This is a genomic window from Pontibacillus yanchengensis Y32 (assembly GCF_000770635.1).
Lineage (GTDB): Bacteria > Bacillota > Bacilli > Bacillales > BH030062 > Pontibacillus > Pontibacillus yanchengensis.
In genome coordinates this window covers 1-16,033 of the sequence record NZ_AVBF01000053.1, presented here as the reverse complement: position 1 = coordinate 16,033, position 16,033 = coordinate 1, and the positions used below count along the sequence as shown (strand labels likewise).

Here is a 16,033-nt window from a genome sequence, read left to right as displayed (position 1 = left end):
GTATATATATGATATAATTAGAAAACAAAGAATATTTTGCATGGTTTTCCATGAAATACACATTACTAAAGGCGGGATGAAATTGTCTAGTAAAAATAATCCAAAAAAGTTTGCTTTGAACATGTCAGCCGCTCAATTCACAAAATTTTATGTCCTGCATTTATTACACAAACGTACATCCATGATTAGTGAACATTTTAAAGAAGAGTTCGCTAAGTTAACTGGTAATTGGCGTCCAGCCCCTTCCACTCTTCTGGATACACTACATGAAATGACAGATGAAGGCCTTCTTCAACGAAAAGAAGATTACAAATCCTATGAGAAAAAACGTCAAAAAGTGTACTGGTACCGTGTTACGGAAAAAGGTACAGAAGAATTTGAAGTTCTAAAAAAACATTATAAGGTGCTTTTTGATGAGCAATTAGATATTTTAAAAAGAATTATGAATGAGATCTATCAATAGATTATTAATATGAGCAATCATCTTACTATGTTTGCTCTTTTTTTATGCTTTTTTAATTCTCCTTCATTTAATCCTTGCTTTATATTTGAGTATGAAAACACCCTCCTTGTTCAAAGCGCTTTCATTTTGTTATATAATAGACACTAGAAGTTTCAGAATATTCGTATGAAGAAGGAGAGGATTCGATTTGTCACAACATGCAGTATGGTTTCCTGGTGACGCATATAAACAACAAACTCGATTGTATCAATGGATGAAATCACTTGGTTACACAGATTATGATGCTTTTCAAGATAAATCCATTGATGAGATTGAATGGTTTTGGGATCAAGCTGTTTCAGAGCTTGGTATCGAATGGTTTCAAGACTACAATCAAACACTGGACCTATCCGAAGGAATCAAGTATCCAAACTGGTTTGTTAATGGGAAATTGAATGTTACCTATAATGCAGTGGAAAAGTGGGCTAACGATTCCTCTATGGCAGATGAGCTTGCTCTAATATGGGAAAGTGATGAAGGCTCAACCCGTACATTCACATATAAAGAATTACTGCAAGAAGTAAATCAAGCTGCTGCTGGTTTCCAAGATATAGGAATAGAAAAAGGAGATATAATCGCTCTATACTTACCAATGATTCCAGAAACCCTTTTTTCCATGCTAGCCGCTTCAAAAATTGGTGCGATTTTTTCACCAGCATTCTCAGGATATAAAGCAGACGCCATAGCGACTAGAATAAATGCATCAAAAGCAAAAGTACTCATTACAGCAGATGGTTTCTATCGACGTGGTAAAACAATGCATATGAAAGTAGAAGCAGACAAAGCCATCAAACAATGCCCCTCTATTGAGAAAATGATAGTTGTAGAGCGTTTACATTCGGAGTTAGGTTTAAATGAAAATACTGACATAACTTGGTCTTCTATGATTAAAAATGTAACCGATTTCAAAACTGAGCATATGAATGCTGAAGATCCATTTATGATTATTTACACCTCTGGTACGACAGGTAAACCGAAAGGAGCTCTTCATACACATAGTGGCTTCCCAATTAAAGCTTCTTTTGATGCAGGTATAGGTATGGACGTGAAAAAGAAAGATACTCTCTTCTGGTACACAGATATGGGGTGGATGATGGGTCCATTTCTAGTGTATGGAGGATTAATAAATGGCGCCTCCATTGTCATGTTTGAAGGAACACCTGATTTCCCTAACCCAAATCGATTATGGGATATTGTAGAAAGACACCAAGTAACACATCTTGGCATTTCCCCTACACTAGTCCGCTCCTTAATGAAGCATGGAATAGATTGGGTTGATCAACATGATCTATCTACCTTACGAGTTATTGGAGCAACAGGAGAACCCTTTAACCCTGAACCTTGGATGTGGTTATTTAAAGATGTCGGAAAATCCCAAATCCCTATTTTTAACTACTCAGGAGGAACCGAAATTTCAGGAGGGATGCTAGGCAATGTATTGGTAAAACCTATTGGCCCAGTAACCTTTAATGCGGCATTACCTGGTATGGACGTCCAAGTTTATAATCAGGAAGGGAATGCAGTTTCAAACCAAGTTGGTGAGCTTGTACTTCTTAAGCCGTGGGTAGGTATGACGAAAGGATTTTATAAAGAAAATGATCGCTATGAACAAACGTATTGGAATCGCTGGCCTGACACGTGGGTCCATGGAGACTGGGTAATCCGTGACGAAGAGGGTTTTTATACCATAACAGGTCGATCTGATGATACGTTAAACGTTGCTGGCAAACGAACGGGCCCAGCCGAAATAGAATCTGTTCTAGTTGAACATGATGCTGTAGTAGAGGCCGGAGTGATTGGAGTTCCCCATCAGGTTAAAGGTGAAACTCCTATTGCATTTGTCGTCTTAAAACCCCACATTTCCCAAACAGATGCCTTAAAAGAAGAGATTTTAAAACATTCCATATCTGTATTAGGAAAAGCATTAGCACCTAGTAATATTTATTTCGTAGAAGATTTACCTAAAACAAGAAACGCAAAGGTAATGCGAAGAGCCATAAGAACAGCTTACCTAAATGAGGATTCTGGAGATTTATCTGCTTTAGAAAACCCTCAAATTGTAGAGAGCATTCGCAAACTTGGTCAGCATACATTAAAATAAACGAACAAAACCCGTAGTAACGTATAACAATCCATTAACACTTCCCTCAACAATAAAACAGAGCTCCAGATCGATTTCTGGAGCTCTACTTATTTACTCAACCGTAACTATTGTTTCTTTATGACTATGCATATCATCTTTTTTATAGTGAAGGTTCACGTGGTAATCCCCTTTTTCTTTAAAGGTGTATGCTACGGAATATTCCCCTTTTTTACCTTCTTTAGCATCTACATATTCATGTTTTTCCTCGCCTTTTTTCCAAACCTCAAACTGTACGTCCGCTTCGGTTAAAGGTTTATTATCTTTCTGTAGATGACCTACTAGGCTAACCTCTTCATTCACAGATACCTTTTCATCTAACATGATATGCGCCATCATGCCACCTTCACCATGGCTGTGATGACCTTCTCCTTCTTCGCTGCTACTTTCTTCGTGAGTTTCACCATCTTCCATTGTTTCTTCATTGGATGAACCATGATTCATTTCTCCAATTTGCAATTCTTTTTGTGGCATATTATGCATCCCTCTTGCAGTAACGTGTGAAATCACATAATAAGTACCTGGTTCCTTTACTGTTTTCTCTAATTCATAGACACCTTTTTCAGTAAATTCACCTTCTACTTTCTCATGCTCTTCTTCGCCTTTCTTCCAAAATTCAAACTTCACTTCATCTGCATCATTTACGTTTTCATCACCCTGAGTTACCTTAGCCTGTATAGTAAAAGCTTCATTAGGCTTTAATTCGTCACTGGAAGGAGTTGTTGAAATAGACACTTCAATCATTTCAGGTACATCATTGGAGTCACTTGACGAAGCACTATTTCCTTCTTCTTTTGGTTGACCACCACAAGCAGCTAGTATAAAAATAGCAACAGTAAACATAACAGTTATCATTATATTTCTTTTCATAATTATTTCATTTCCTCTCTACTATGTAAGTAAATAATTTTTTATTGAAACCAACAAAATAAATTCTTTTATGTTAAATATAACGTACTACGATATATTTTGTAATGCATTATTTGAGGAGCATTTTGAAATCTTTGTGAACATACATTAGTTCCATTGAATTACAAAGCCACAGTCTATTTTAAGACCGTGGCTTTGTTGAATAATTATGATGATGCTGGTGATGATGCTAAGCGACTCTTCACAACTTCTAAATCATTAAACGGGAGTATTGTATCTCCAATTATTTGATCTGTTTCATGTCCTTTACCAGCAATTAGAATAATATCTCCTTGTTCGGCTAACAGAATACTTCTCTCTATTGCTTTTTGACGGTCTTCTATCACCTCATAGCTCGATTCAAGTAATACCCCTTCTTCAATATCTTGGATGATTGTTGATGGGTTCTCTGACCGAGGATTATCTGATGTTAAAATCATGTGATCGCACCATCGACTGGCGATTTGTCCCATTTTTGCTCGTTTTTTAGGGTCTTTATCTCCTCCGCATCCAAAAACTACCATTAATTTGCCTGACGTGTATGCTCTTATATTTGATAGGACGTTTTCTAACGCATCTGGAGTATTGGCATAATCAATCATGACAGAGAATCCCTGATTGGATTCAATCGTTTGCAAGCGACCATCAGGGCTTTTCACAACCGATAACGCTTCTTTAATCTTTTCAATAGAGAGACCCAGTTGTAAACAACTCGCAATTGCGGCTAGTGCGTTGTACACAGTAAATTCACCTGGGATAGGGACACTAATCTCTTCTCTCAGGTTTTCTCCCTTTAGGGTAAATGAAACACTAGTAGCAGTACTAGTTATGGAAACAGCTTGTATATCTGCTTCTTCATTTGTAATTCCAAATGTTGAGTATTCACCTATACTAGCATCAATGAAATCATGGGCATGCTCGTCATCAGCATTAATGATGGAGTATGGACAGCTCTTGAATAATTGCAATTTCGCTTGTTTATAGTTGTCGAATGTTCCATGTTCATCTAAATGATCATGGGTTAGATTCATAAATACGCCTATATCAAAGTCGCATCCATTTACACGATCAAGTGCAAGTCCCATTGAGGAAACTTCCATTACTACATCTGTAACTTTTGATTTCTTCATTTTAGAGAATGTATCTTGTAAATCCAATGCTTCTGGTGTCGTAGGTGTTGTGCGACGACTTTCTATATCCATTTCATTTACTTTATTTCCTAGCGTGCCTATGCTGCCTACTTTTCGGCCAGCATATTGTAGAATGGAAGAGATCATATGAGAAACAGAGGTCTTGCCATTTGTTCCAGTTACGCCTACTAACCGAAAATCTTTAGAAGGGTACTGATAGAATTGACTAGCAAGTGTAGGTAAGATAGAGCGGGCCTTATCTACTTTTATAACAGTTAAGTCTTCTGGTATAAATTCCAAAGCTACTTTTCTTTCAACGATAATAGCTGAAGCACCTTTCATAACAGCCTGTGCAATATAGTCATGTCCATCAGTCCGTTGACCTTTTATACATACAAAGAGTGAGTCCTGCTCGATATGCTTAGAGTGATAGGAGATTGATTCAATATACGTATCTTCTGTCCCTTGAATCAGTTCGTAGTCAATATTATTTATTACATCGTTTAATTTCACGGAAACACCTCTTCCCTTCAAAAATCTCTTCTCTCTATTATATAAGTAAATATGCACTAAATGACAAGGAGGAAAACCCTCGTATATGAAAAATACGAGGGTTTTGCTTCAAGTTTTTTATCTTATACAGGATATACCCCATGTTTGCGCTCTGTAAATGTTAGATTCTTGGATTCATATACTTCAAATCGTTTAATGAGTTCATCACGTAAGCGATTTGGCGTAATAATTTCATCTACAACCATTTCGGAAGCAAGGCGATAGATATCAATATTTTCTTTGTATTCTTCTTGTTTCTCTTTAATAAATTGAGGTCGTTCTTCTTCTGGAAGCTCAGCGATTTTGTTAGCATACACTGCATTCACAGCTGCTTCAGGGCCCATAACAGCAATCTGTGCACTAGGGAGGGCAATGCAACAATCTGGTTCAAAAGCTGGCCCTGCCATAGCATACAACCCAGCTCCATATGCCTTTCGAACGATTACTGAGATTTTAGGCACAGATGCTTCACTCATGGCAGATATCATTTTAGCACCATGACGAATGATACCAGCCTTCTCTACTCGTGTTCCAATCATAAACCCAGGAATATCTGCTAGGAATAGAAGCGGAATATTAAAGGCATCGCATAGATTAATAAACTTCGCCGCTTTATCTGCAGAGTCATGGAACAACACGCCACCTTTCATGCGTGGTTGATTGGCAATAATCCCAACAGGTTTCCCGTTCATACGAGCTAACCCCGTTATTAATTCGCGAGCAAATAGTTTTTTTATTTCACAGAATGATCCTTCATCTACTAGATGATCGATAAACTCATACATATCAAAAGGTGCATTTTGATTTTCGGGAATTAATTGTTCAATTGTTTTTTCATGTTCCTTTATAGGCAATGCTTCTTGGACAGGTGGCTTCGCTTTATAATTTTGTGGAAAATAAGCTAAGTAATGCTTTGCATATTCTATTGCTTCATCCTCAGATTTTGCTAACACATCTCCGCAACCTGATTCTGAGCAGTGCATTTTAGCTCCACCCATTTCTTCAAGTGATACTTTTTCTCCAATAACTTTTTCAGCCATGCGTGGTGACCCTAAATACATCGAAGCATTTCCTTCAACCATCACGACGATATCGCAAAATGCCGGAATATAAGCACCACCTGCAGCAGATGGTCCAAACAATAAACACACTTGAGGGACACGACCAGATAACTTCACCTGATTATAAAAAATGCGACCTGCTCCTCTTCGACCAGGGAACATTTCAACTTGATCTGTGATACGTGCACCTGCTGAATCCACTAAATATAGCATTGGAATCTCTAGTTTTTCAGCTGTTTCTTGAATTCGGATAATCTTTTCCACTGTTTTTGCGCCCCATGAACCAGCTTTAACAGTAGAATCATTTGCCATCACACATACAGATTGGCCATTAATTTTACCTATGCCGGTCACAACACCATCTGCAGGGAGACCCCCATCTTGAGCGTTTGCGAAAAATGCATCTTCTAATTCGATGTCATCAAACAATAGCTCAAGACGTTTTCTAACAAACATCTTGCCTTTTTCTTCATTGCGCTGGTGGTACTTTTCGCCACCACCCTTTCGAATAGTTTCTACTCGCTCTTCAAATGCTTCTTCAAATTTCATCTCTTACTCCCTCCATTCTTTATTCTCCTTTATAGTCAGGTGTTCGCTTTTCTTTAAATGCTTTTAACCCTTCAAGCCTATCGTTAGTTGGGATTGTCGTTTGATAACACATCCATTCAAAGGAAAGGCCACTTTGAAGATCAACTTGATACCCTTGTTGAATAGCCTGTTTCGCTTGTTTTAATGCTATTGGAGCATTGGCAGCAATACGTTCAGCTTGTTGAATGGCATGTTCTATTAACGTCTGTTGCGGTACTACCTGTTCCACTAAGCCAAGAGATAAAGCTTCATTTGCATCAATCCGTTTTGCACTGAAAATCAGTTCTTTGGCTTTACCGAGGCCAATTAACCGAGGTAAGCGTTGTGTTCCTCCTGCTCCAGGGATAATTCCAAGTGAAACTTCCGTTAACCCCATTTTTGATGTTTCTGATGCATATCGAATATCACAGGAAAGGGCAAGCTCAAGACCGCCACCAAACGCTGCACCATTTATGCCAGCAATAACTGGACAAGGGAGTGACTCCACTTTGTTGACCACTTCACCAATTCTATGTACGGTTTGAACCACTTGTTGTTGAGTCATGGTGGAACGTTCCTTTAAATCTGCTCCTGCACAAAATGCTTTCTCACCAGAGCCAGTTATAATGACACACCGAATAGCGTCATTTTGTTTCACCTCATGAATCACAGCCTCTAAATCATCCATTAATTGATGAGAAAATGAGTTAGCAGCTTCAGGTCGGTTTAAAGTAATGATAGCAATATGCGACCCACTCATTTCTAAGGTCACTGCATTGGTCATAGGAAAGCCCCTCCTTTATTCAATATCTGCATATGATGGGATGGTAAAGATTTATTCATTTTTTGCTGAATGTACTTCCCTGCCTCAAGAATTCTTTCATGATCAATTCCTGTATTTACATTCATCCCTTGCAGCATATATAAAAGATCGTCCGTAGCTAGATTACCTGAGGCACCTTTTGCATAAGGGCAACCACCAAGGCCACCAAGAGCACTATCAAAAGTATGATAACCCAATTGCATGGCTGTTAGAACATTCGCAAGCGCAGTACCATGGGTATTGTGAAAATGTAATGCCAACTGATCCTTATCAAAATACTTATCCAAGCTTGTTAAAACTTCTTCAACTTGTACAGGATTGGCTACACCAATCGTATCGCCTATAGAAAGTTCATCAATGCCCATTTCAAAAAGCTCATTACAAACTTTAAGTGTATGATCAATTGAAACAGGTCCTTCATAAGGACAACCGAAAACCGTAGAAATATAGCCCCTTACAGATTTATGTTCTTGTTTCGCTTCTTCTACGACTTCCTGCAGTACAGGGAATGTTTCCTCTATACTTTTATTAATGTTCTTTTTGTTATGAGATTCAGAAGCGGACATAAAGATGGATACTTCATCAACATTTGCTTCTAGCGCTCTTTCTAATCCTTTGCGATTAGGCACTAAAGCTGCATAGGTTATATCTTCTTTCCTTTTTATCGCCTTCGCAACTTCTAGTGCGTCGCCAAGTTGAGGAATCCATTTTGGGTGAACGAACGATGAAATTTCAATATAGGATAAACCAGTCTCAGATAACTGGTTTATCCACTCTACTTTATCCTCTGTAGAAATCATTTCTTGTTCATTTTGAAGACCATCCCTAGGTCCCACTTCTTTCACGGTTACATTTTGGGGGAGATTCAAGAAAATACCTCCTATCTATTCTAGGATTGCGACAACATCGCCCTCGTTTACGAAATCCCCTTCTGATACTTTTAATTCTTTAACGGTACCATCATCATCTGTTGGAATAGGTATTTCCATTTTCATAGATTCTAATATAAGTAGATCCTGTCCAGAAGACACTGTCTCCCCTTCTGCTACAACAATCTTCCATACACTACCTGCCATGTTTGCTTTTACTTCCGTCATTTTGCTTCCTCCTTTAAATAGTATGTTTCAATAAAATGTGTGTTTGTATTACCTCGTTTAAATGCATCAAGAGCTAGAATGTCACGTAACATAGGAAGATTTGTTTTAATCCCTTCTACCTGATATTCCTTTAATGCTTCCTCCATTAATTGAATAGCTTCGTTTCGATTACTTGCTGATGTAATGCACTTCGCAATCATTGGATCATAGAATGGGGATACAAACGAACTACCATCTACAGCAAGTTCATGCCTGACGTGATTACCTTCAGGTAATGATAAACTAGTAATTTGACCAGGAGCAGGATAGAACGTCTTTGGATCTTCTGCATAGACTCGAACTTCTAAAGCATGTCCTTGTATCATTAGATTTTCTTGTTTATGACGTAATTCTTCCCCAGCTGCAATACGAAGCTGCTCCTCTACAATATCTAACCCAGTTATTTCTTCTGTGATAGGGTGTTCAACTTGCAAACGGGTGTTCATTTCTAAAAAGTAAAAATGTTGATCTTTATCTACTAAAAACTCAATTGTTCCAGCGTTTTTGTAACCAATAGTTTTAGCAGCTTTCACAGCTGCATCACCCATTCGCTTCCTTGTATCTTCTGAAATAAATGGAGATGGCGCTTCCTCGATAACTTTTTGATGACGTCGTTGTATCGAACATTCACGCTCAAATAAATGGATCGTATTCCCGTTTCCATCAGCTAGAATTTGTATTTCCACATGGTGCGGTTCTACGATTTTCTTCTCCAGAAACATCGTCCCATCCCCAAAAAACATCGTTGCTCGCTTGGAATTACTCTCAAAAGCCTTTTGCAATTCTTCATCATTGTTTACGATTTGCATGCCGATGCCTCCACCTCCAGCGGAAGCTTTTAGCATGATTGGATACCCAATTTCTTTTGCTGCCTGAATAGCATCCTCAGGAGTATCTACAGCAGACTCTGTTCCTGGTATGACTGGCACACCTGCTTCTTGCATGGTTTTTCTAGCTGCAACTTTACTCCCCATTTTGGTCATCACATCAGGTGATGGTCCAATGAATGTAACCCCTTTTGCTTCAATAGAATTTGCAAAATCTCCATTTTCACTTAGAAGTCCATACCCAGGATGAATAGCATCTACATTAGCTTGTTCTGCAATCTCTAAGACTTTTTCAACATTTAAATAGCTCTCATTGACTCGAGACCCACCAAGGGGATAACTCTCATCAGCTTCTCTCACAAATGGTTTATCCGCATCTGGCTCCGAATAAATTGCAACAGTCTGGATGTTCATTTTTTGACATGTGCGAATAATACGAGATGCAATTTCTCCACGGTTGGCGATTAATACTTTTTGAAACATCGAACATCCTCCTTATTTTACATTCGTATTGACAATTTCTTCTGCTTCCTGACGCAACTTGAATTTTTGGATCTTTCCACTCGCGGTCATAGGGTATTCATCCGTGAATTGTATATATTTAGGTATTTTATGCCTTGATATCTTCCCTTCACAAAAAGCTCGAATGTCTGCTTGTGAAGGTGTGGAGACATCTTCTTTCAAAATGATAAATGCCATGAGTTCTTCCCCGTATTTTTCATCTGGAACTCCGATGACCTGGACATCTAATATATCTGGATGCTGGTACAAGAATTCTTCTACTTCTCTTGGGTAAATATTCTCCCCACCGCGTATAATCATATCTTTTATCCTACCAGTAATTTCAACGTATCCTTGTTCATCCATCACTGCTATATCCCCTGTATGGAGCCAACCTTCTTCATCGATGGCTGCATATGTCGCTTCTTTATTTTTATAATAGCCTTCCATGACAAGGTAGCCTCGTGTACATAACTCCCCTGGTTCCCCTTGTGGTACTTCTTCTCCAGTCGAAGAGTCAATAACTTTCACTTCTACATTTGGATGTGCCTTCCCTACTGTACTTACTCGGAGTTCAATAGGATCATCTGTCCGTGTTTGCGTTATAACTGGAGAGGATTCCGTTTGACCGTAGGCAATAGTTATTTCCGTGGCTCCCATTTTATCCATTACATTTTTCATCACTTCCATAGGACATGTAGAACCAGCCATAATACCTGTTCTAAGATGCTTGAATTCAAAGTCGTTAAATGATGGATGATTTAATTCCGCAATAAACATCGTCGGTACACCGTGAAGTGCAGTGCATTGTTCTTTTTCAACTGCTTGAAGTACTTTCTCTGGTTCAAATTGCTCCAGTATTACCATCGTACTTCCTTGAGATACTGCTGCCATCGTTCCTAGTACACAACCAAAACAATGAAAGAATGGTACAGGAATACAGAGACGATCATCTTCTGTTAGTTTCATGCATTCAGCAACTTGGTTGCCGTTATTAACTATATTGTAATGAGATAACATGACCCCTTTAGGGAAGCCCGTCGTTCCTGAGGTGTATTGCATGTTAATGACATCTTTATAATGCAATGTTTCCTGTCTTCTTTTAAGAACTTCATCTGAAAGCTGCGTGCCTTTTTGAATAATTTCATCCCAAGTGTAAAGGTTTTCATAATTTCCTTTACCTAACACTACTATATTTTTTAAGTTTGGTAGATTCGGGGCAAATAGTTCTCCTTTTGGTGATGTTTCTAGTTGAGGACACACCTGAAATAAAATGTCCAAGTAAGAAGTGCCTTTAAATTCTTCAGCGAGTATTAACGTGGTTGCATCTGATTGCTTTAGTAAGTATTCTAGTTCCTTCGCTTGGTAGTTTGTATTGACTGTTACAAGAACTGCACCCATTTTCCCAGTAGCAAATTGGGATATTAACCACTCTGGTTTATTATCAGACCAGATAGCTATATGATCTCCCTTTTCGACACCAAGTGCCATAAACCCTTTCGCTGCATCGTTTACCATTTCATTAAATTCTTCATAGGTCTTCCTGAGGTCATGTTCTGGGTAGACAAATGCTTCATAGTCCGGATATTTTTTCACTTTATCTTCTAACAATTCACCCACAGTTAGTTGTAAAAGGGACATGCGTAACCTCCTATTGATTATGAATACTAAAACAGCAAATGTTTCAAAACCATTAACATCCTAATTCACGACTTATGACCAAGCGTTGGATTTCTGATGTACCTTCTCCTATTTCTAATAACTTAGCATCTCGAAGGTATCGTTCCACTTCATATTCCCGCATATAGCCGTAACCTCCATGAATTTGAATAGCTTGGTTTGCTGAGCGGAAAGCGGTTTCAGAAGCGAACAACTTAGCATAGGCAGATTCTTTCTTAAATGGCTTTCCTTGATCCTTTAACCATGCTGCTTTCATCACCATATTTCTTGCTAGATCTACTTCCATAGCCATATCTGCTAACTTAAATTGAATAGCTTGAAACTTGGATATAGATCTCCCAAATTGTTTCCGTTCCTTTGCATACGCTAGTGCTTTATCAAGTGATGCTTGAGCGATACCTACAGCAAGTGCAGCAATGGATATCCTACCACCATCGAGAGTATATAAAAATTGATTAAAGCCCTTATCCTGATCACCTAGAATGTTTTCCTTTGGCACACGGACATCCTCTAGTACTATTTCAGATGTATTGGATGCTCGAACGCCCATTTTGTCGTAATTACTATTTATTTTCATACCTTTTGTACCTTGAGGAACGATAAATGCTGAAATGATATTCTTTCCATTATCATCTTTGCCCGTAACAGCTGTAACCGTTATATTCCTTGCGTATTCTGCGTTTGTAATCCAGGATTTTTCACCATTAATGACATACTCATCACCATCTACTTCTGCACGTGTCTGCGTTCCTCCTGCATCCGAACCAGCATTTGGTTCTGTTAAACCAAATGATCCTAATGCTTCGCCTTTAGCAAGAGGAACTAAGTATTCCTGTTTTTGTTCTTCTGTTCCAAAATAGTAAATGGGACTAGCTCCAAGCGACACAGCAGCCGCATAACTTAATCCAGTACCTCCACATACACGACCAATCTCTTCAACAGCCAGAGCGTATGTTAACGTATCCCCACCAGCACCACCATACTTCTCCGGAAATGGTATACCGAGAATACCGAGTTTCCCCATTTCATCAAAAATATCTTTAGGAAATTCAGAATTCTTGTCTAATTCGATTGCTCTTGGTGCAATCACTTCTTGAGCAAAATCACGTACCATCTTTTGTGTCATTTCTTGTTCCTTTGTTAATGAGAAATCCATTTTAACACTCTCCTTTATGAGTAGAGATACCGACTGGTTGGTCGGTATTGCTCAAAAGTAAACCTTTAATCATTTTCAAATAAAAAAGCTTTCTTCAAAAAGTACTCTTGGTTTGTGTCTTTGTTCATTTCTTCTGAAGTTAAAAATGCATGAAGAATAATATCTACGTAGATGGAAGCAATGTCCTCAATCGGTTTTTCCCCTTCTCTTCTGTACCATTTATACGTCCAATTCACCATACCCAACAAAGCCATACCAGCAATTTCTGTTGGGAGTTCATTGCGAAACTCGCCAGCTTCCTGACCCTTTTGAATCACTTCAAAAATGTTTTGTTTAAATTGATCTCGTTTTTTCTTAATAAGCTCCTCATAATGAGGCTTTAAATAAGTGCTTTCTTGATAAAACACATATATATGCGCTTTATACAGATCAAAAACTCGAACAAACGAATGCACAATAGCTTGTAATTGTTCTGTGGGGGTTTGATACGTTTCCTTTGCTTGATTGGCCTTATCTAATACATATGTAATGAACGTATCGTGTATCACATATAAAAGTTCATCCTTGGAATGAAAATAATGATAAAAACCACCCTTAGAAGCACCACAATGTTCTACAATTTGATTAATAGAAACACCATGATACCCATGTTTTTCAAACAAATCTAACGAAGATTGAATAATCCTCTCTTTCAACTCTGCCATACATCATCTCCTCTACCTTTCCTCAAGCTAATATCTATGATGATATTTTATCATAACTTTCAGAAAATAAACATAATTAATTTCCCCTAGTTATAATGTCTTATTGTTCTTATCAAGCTAGCAAAAAACACTAGAGATAGAATTCCGTTTAGCTTTTATAAGTTAGAACGTGGAAGTTCTTATGTGCATGCCGATTACATATTATTCTTCAGTTAATTTTGGAATAAAATATTATCATGCTACTGAATCCATATACATAAAGCCTACTTTCAAGAATAATACTATTTACTTATTAAACTACCCTTCATTTTTGAAACATTATTCCTATCTAAACTGCTTCATACGTATTACAATAGTTAAAGTGATAGAAATAGATAATGTTCATCCAAGAAAGTACGCTTAACTTATTATAATGAATTGTACGGTCACCTAAACAGCTAATACTATTAAAATGCACACCCACTTATCATACATAAACTATTTATATCTTCGGTTCACCCTAAACATTTAAGTAAAGAGGTTGTTCACATGTTATCATATAACTATCCATTTCACTTACTTCTAGCTGCTTTCATAACTCTATTTCTAGGATTTTTTACTATCAAGTATCGCAAAAGTCCTGGTGCCATTTCATTCATCTTTTTAATGTTTCTCTCATCCATATTGGCCTTTGCGAATATCTATGAAATTATCCAGACTTCTCTTCAAGGAAAAATTTTGTGGCGTAATGTGCAGCAAATTCCTCTTTTCTTATCTCCAATTGCTACTTACATAATCGTGATGGAATTTATTGGAAAGAGAAAATACACTAACCATAAGCTTCTCGCGTTACTGTCCATTCCCAATTTGATATATCTAGCTTTGATTTTCACAGACCATGAACATCATTTAATGCGAGATAATATCGCTCTTAGAGATCATTTAGGTATGAGAGTTACAGATATTGAGTCAACAAATTTCAGTAATATATTCATAGCATACAATTTCTTCTTACTAATACTATCTGACGTGATTTTAATAGCTTATTTACGACATAGCCTAGAATTTTATAAAACAAGTCATAAAATACTTATTATTGGGCTAAGTTTGCCAGTCGTATATACATTATTACAATTGTTTCTGCCTATTAACCTCATGAGTATTTCCACAACTTATATTCCAGCAGGGATACTCATTTTCTACGCTATGTTTCGTCTGAAATTATTTGATATTTGGCCTGTTGCAAAAGATCAAATTATTGAGAACATGTCTGATGGAATTGTGGTTATTGATTATGAGCATACTTTAATTGATATTAACCCCACAGCGGAAGAAATAATACACAAATTAACACATAAAAAACCAAACAATATTCTAGGAAGTCCTATCAATGAAGTTCTTTCCAATTCAGAACTTTTAGATGCATATCATGCCCAGAAGAAACATGATTTTGAAATGGAACTAAATAATAAAGACCAGCAAGAATTCTATGCTGTTCAAATTATCCCAATATTTAATAACCAGAATCATCCTTCAGGAGTACTTTCTATTTTTTCAAATATTACCGACCGAAAAAAATATGAACAAGAGCTATATAAGAAAGCAATTACTGATGATCTTACTGGTCTATTTCATCGAAAACATTTTATAAGTAAGGCCACCCAATACCTAAAACAATACACTAACATTACTGTACTACTATTAGACATTGATAATTTCAAGTGTGTTAATGACAAATACGGTCATGACATAGGTGATAGTGTGTTAAAGGAATTTGCGAGCATTGTCTATAATTTTATAGGGGACAAAGGTATAATAAGTCGCTTTGGTGGTGAAGAATTTGCTGTATTACTACCTGGAATAAATCAAGAACAGAGTACTATTAAAGCAGAACAATTACGCACCATTGTTGAACACCACTCAGTTAAATTAGAGCATGACGCTGTTATGATTACAGTTAGTATTGGGATAGCTACCAAGAATAATCATAAAGACACATTTGAATCATTATATAAACAAGCTGATAAAGCCCTATATAATAGTAAACACACTGGTCGAAACAGTATTTCTTTAGGTTAATTAGATTTATAACTCATTATTGAACCCTACCATACTTCATATCGTTTAACGCTTTTTCTGATTGCCAAATGCATCTTCTTTATATAAATAAGACTGTAAATCATCATTTCGGTCTTATTTATTTTTATGGAATGGCTCTACCCTGAAATAACTGTGGATAACTTTTATTACATTTATTTATGGTTCTTTTGAATTGATGTCTGTAAAAGTTTGGTGTTGATTATGGAATCAACTGATCAAAATAGCCTTATTCAAGATAAGAAGCATAATCTGGAAGACTTGGATTC

13 protein-coding genes are annotated in these 16,033 nt (G+C 37.2%); 3 read left to right on the top strand and 10 right to left on the bottom strand.

The features are described from left to right. Positions 1 to 82: 82 nt before the first annotated feature. Both N782_RS15685 and N782_RS15680 read left to right on the top strand, forming a co-directional pair. Positions 83 to 463 carry a PadR family transcriptional regulator gene (locus N782_RS15685; protein WP_036822292.1) on the top strand — a complete coding sequence of 127 codons (381 nt, stop codon included), beginning with the start codon at positions 83 to 85 and terminating at the stop codon, positions 461 to 463. A 187-nt stretch (positions 464 to 650) separates the two neighbouring features. After that, positions 651 to 2,603 (top strand): AMP-binding protein, encoded by a 1,953-nt coding sequence (locus N782_RS15680; protein ID WP_036822265.1) that lies wholly within the window; start codon positions 651 to 653, stop codon positions 2,601 to 2,603. 93 nt (positions 2,604 to 2,696) lie between these two features. Here N782_RS15680 and N782_RS15675 read toward each other — a convergent pair whose 3' ends face one another. From N782_RS15675 to N782_RS15630, 10 genes are all read right to left on the bottom strand, one after another. Then, the gene (locus tag N782_RS15675) at positions 2,697 to 3,512 is read right to left on the bottom strand and encodes a FixH family protein (protein ID WP_036822262.1); all 816 of its coding nucleotides are present in this window, start codon (positions 3,510 to 3,512) and stop codon (positions 2,697 to 2,699) included. Between the two features lie 206 nt (positions 3,513 to 3,718). Continuing rightward, complete coding sequence (locus N782_RS15670) at positions 3,719 to 5,194, bottom strand: UDP-N-acetylmuramoyl-L-alanyl-D-glutamate--2,6-diaminopimelate ligase (RefSeq protein WP_036822258.1); 1,476 nt, start codon at positions 5,192 to 5,194, stop codon at positions 3,719 to 3,721. A gap of 122 nt (positions 5,195 to 5,316) precedes the next feature. Beyond that, complete coding sequence (locus N782_RS15665) at positions 5,317 to 6,843, bottom strand: acyl-CoA carboxylase subunit beta (protein ID WP_036822255.1); 1,527 nt, start codon at positions 6,841 to 6,843, stop codon at positions 5,317 to 5,319. Between the two features lie 19 nt (positions 6,844 to 6,862). Then, positions 6,863 to 7,645, bottom strand: coding sequence for an enoyl-CoA hydratase (locus N782_RS15660; protein WP_036822252.1), 783 nt, complete (start codon positions 7,643 to 7,645; stop codon positions 6,863 to 6,865). Beyond that, on the bottom strand, positions 7,642 to 8,553 hold the full coding sequence (locus N782_RS15655; protein WP_036822249.1) for a hydroxymethylglutaryl-CoA lyase: 912 nt from the start codon (positions 8,551 to 8,553) through the stop codon (positions 7,642 to 7,644). The genes N782_RS15660 and N782_RS15655 overlap by 4 nt, the downstream gene beginning before the upstream one ends. Before the next feature lie 15 nt (positions 8,554 to 8,568). After that, complete coding sequence (locus tag N782_RS15650; protein ID WP_036822246.1) at positions 8,569 to 8,781, bottom strand: acetyl-CoA carboxylase biotin carboxyl carrier protein subunit; 213 nt, start codon at positions 8,779 to 8,781, stop codon at positions 8,569 to 8,571. Continuing rightward, positions 8,778 to 10,130 carry an acetyl-CoA carboxylase biotin carboxylase subunit gene (locus N782_RS15645; protein WP_036822243.1) on the bottom strand — a complete coding sequence of 451 codons (1,353 nt, stop codon included), beginning with the start codon at positions 10,128 to 10,130 and terminating at the stop codon, positions 8,778 to 8,780. Before N782_RS15645 ends, N782_RS15650 begins: the two co-directional genes overlap by 4 nt. A 12-nt stretch (positions 10,131 to 10,142) precedes the next feature. Next, entirely contained in the window at positions 10,143 to 11,789 is a 1,647-nt protein-coding gene (locus N782_RS15640; protein WP_036822241.1) for an AMP-binding protein, read from the bottom strand. A gap of 52 nt (positions 11,790 to 11,841) precedes the next feature. Further along, positions 11,842 to 12,984 (bottom strand): acyl-CoA dehydrogenase family protein, encoded by a 1,143-nt coding sequence (locus N782_RS15635; protein WP_036822240.1) that lies wholly within the window; start codon positions 12,982 to 12,984, stop codon positions 11,842 to 11,844. 65 nt (positions 12,985 to 13,049) lie between these two features. Next, entirely contained in the window at positions 13,050 to 13,688 is a 639-nt protein-coding gene (locus N782_RS15630) for a TetR/AcrR family transcriptional regulator (RefSeq protein WP_036822237.1), read from the bottom strand. A 528-nt stretch (positions 13,689 to 14,216) separates the two neighbouring features. Between N782_RS15630 and N782_RS15625 the strand changes: the two genes are divergently transcribed. Continuing rightward, positions 14,217 to 15,746: a histidine kinase N-terminal 7TM domain-containing diguanylate cyclase gene (locus N782_RS15625; RefSeq protein WP_036822234.1), complete on the top strand. Its 1,530-nt coding sequence runs from the start codon at positions 14,217 to 14,219 to the stop codon at positions 15,744 to 15,746. Positions 15,747 to 16,033: the final 287 nt, after the last annotated feature.

Excerpts from the sequence above, each read along its gene's own strand:
- N782_RS15675 (WP_036822262.1), bottom strand. The coding sequence starts at position 3,512 with ATGAAAAGAAATATAATGATAACTGTTATGTTTACTGTTGCTATTTTT.
- N782_RS15665 (WP_036822255.1), bottom strand. The coding sequence starts at position 6,843 with ATGAAATTTGAAGAAGCATTTGAAGAGCGAGTAGAAACTATTCGAAAG.
- N782_RS15660 (WP_036822252.1), bottom strand. The coding sequence starts at position 7,645 with ATGACCAATGCAGTGACCTTAGAAATGAGTGGGTCGCATATTGCTATC.
- N782_RS15650 (WP_036822246.1), bottom strand. The coding sequence starts at position 8,781 with ATGACGGAAGTAAAAGCAAACATGGCAGGTAGTGTATGGAAGATTGTT.
- N782_RS15645 (WP_036822243.1), bottom strand. The coding sequence starts at position 10,130 with ATGTTTCAAAAAGTATTAATCGCCAACCGTGGAGAAATTGCATCTCGT.
- N782_RS15640 (WP_036822241.1), bottom strand. The coding sequence starts at position 11,789 with ATGTCCCTTTTACAACTAACTGTGGGTGAATTGTTAGAAGATAAAGTG.
- N782_RS15635 (WP_036822240.1), bottom strand. The coding sequence starts at position 12,984 with ATGGATTTCTCATTAACAAAGGAACAAGAAATGACACAAAAGATGGTA.
- N782_RS15630 (WP_036822237.1), bottom strand. The coding sequence starts at position 13,688 with ATGGCAGAGTTGAAAGAGAGGATTATTCAATCTTCGTTAGATTTGTTT.
- N782_RS15625 (WP_036822234.1), top strand. The coding sequence starts at position 14,217 with ATGTTATCATATAACTATCCATTTCACTTACTTCTAGCTGCTTTCATA.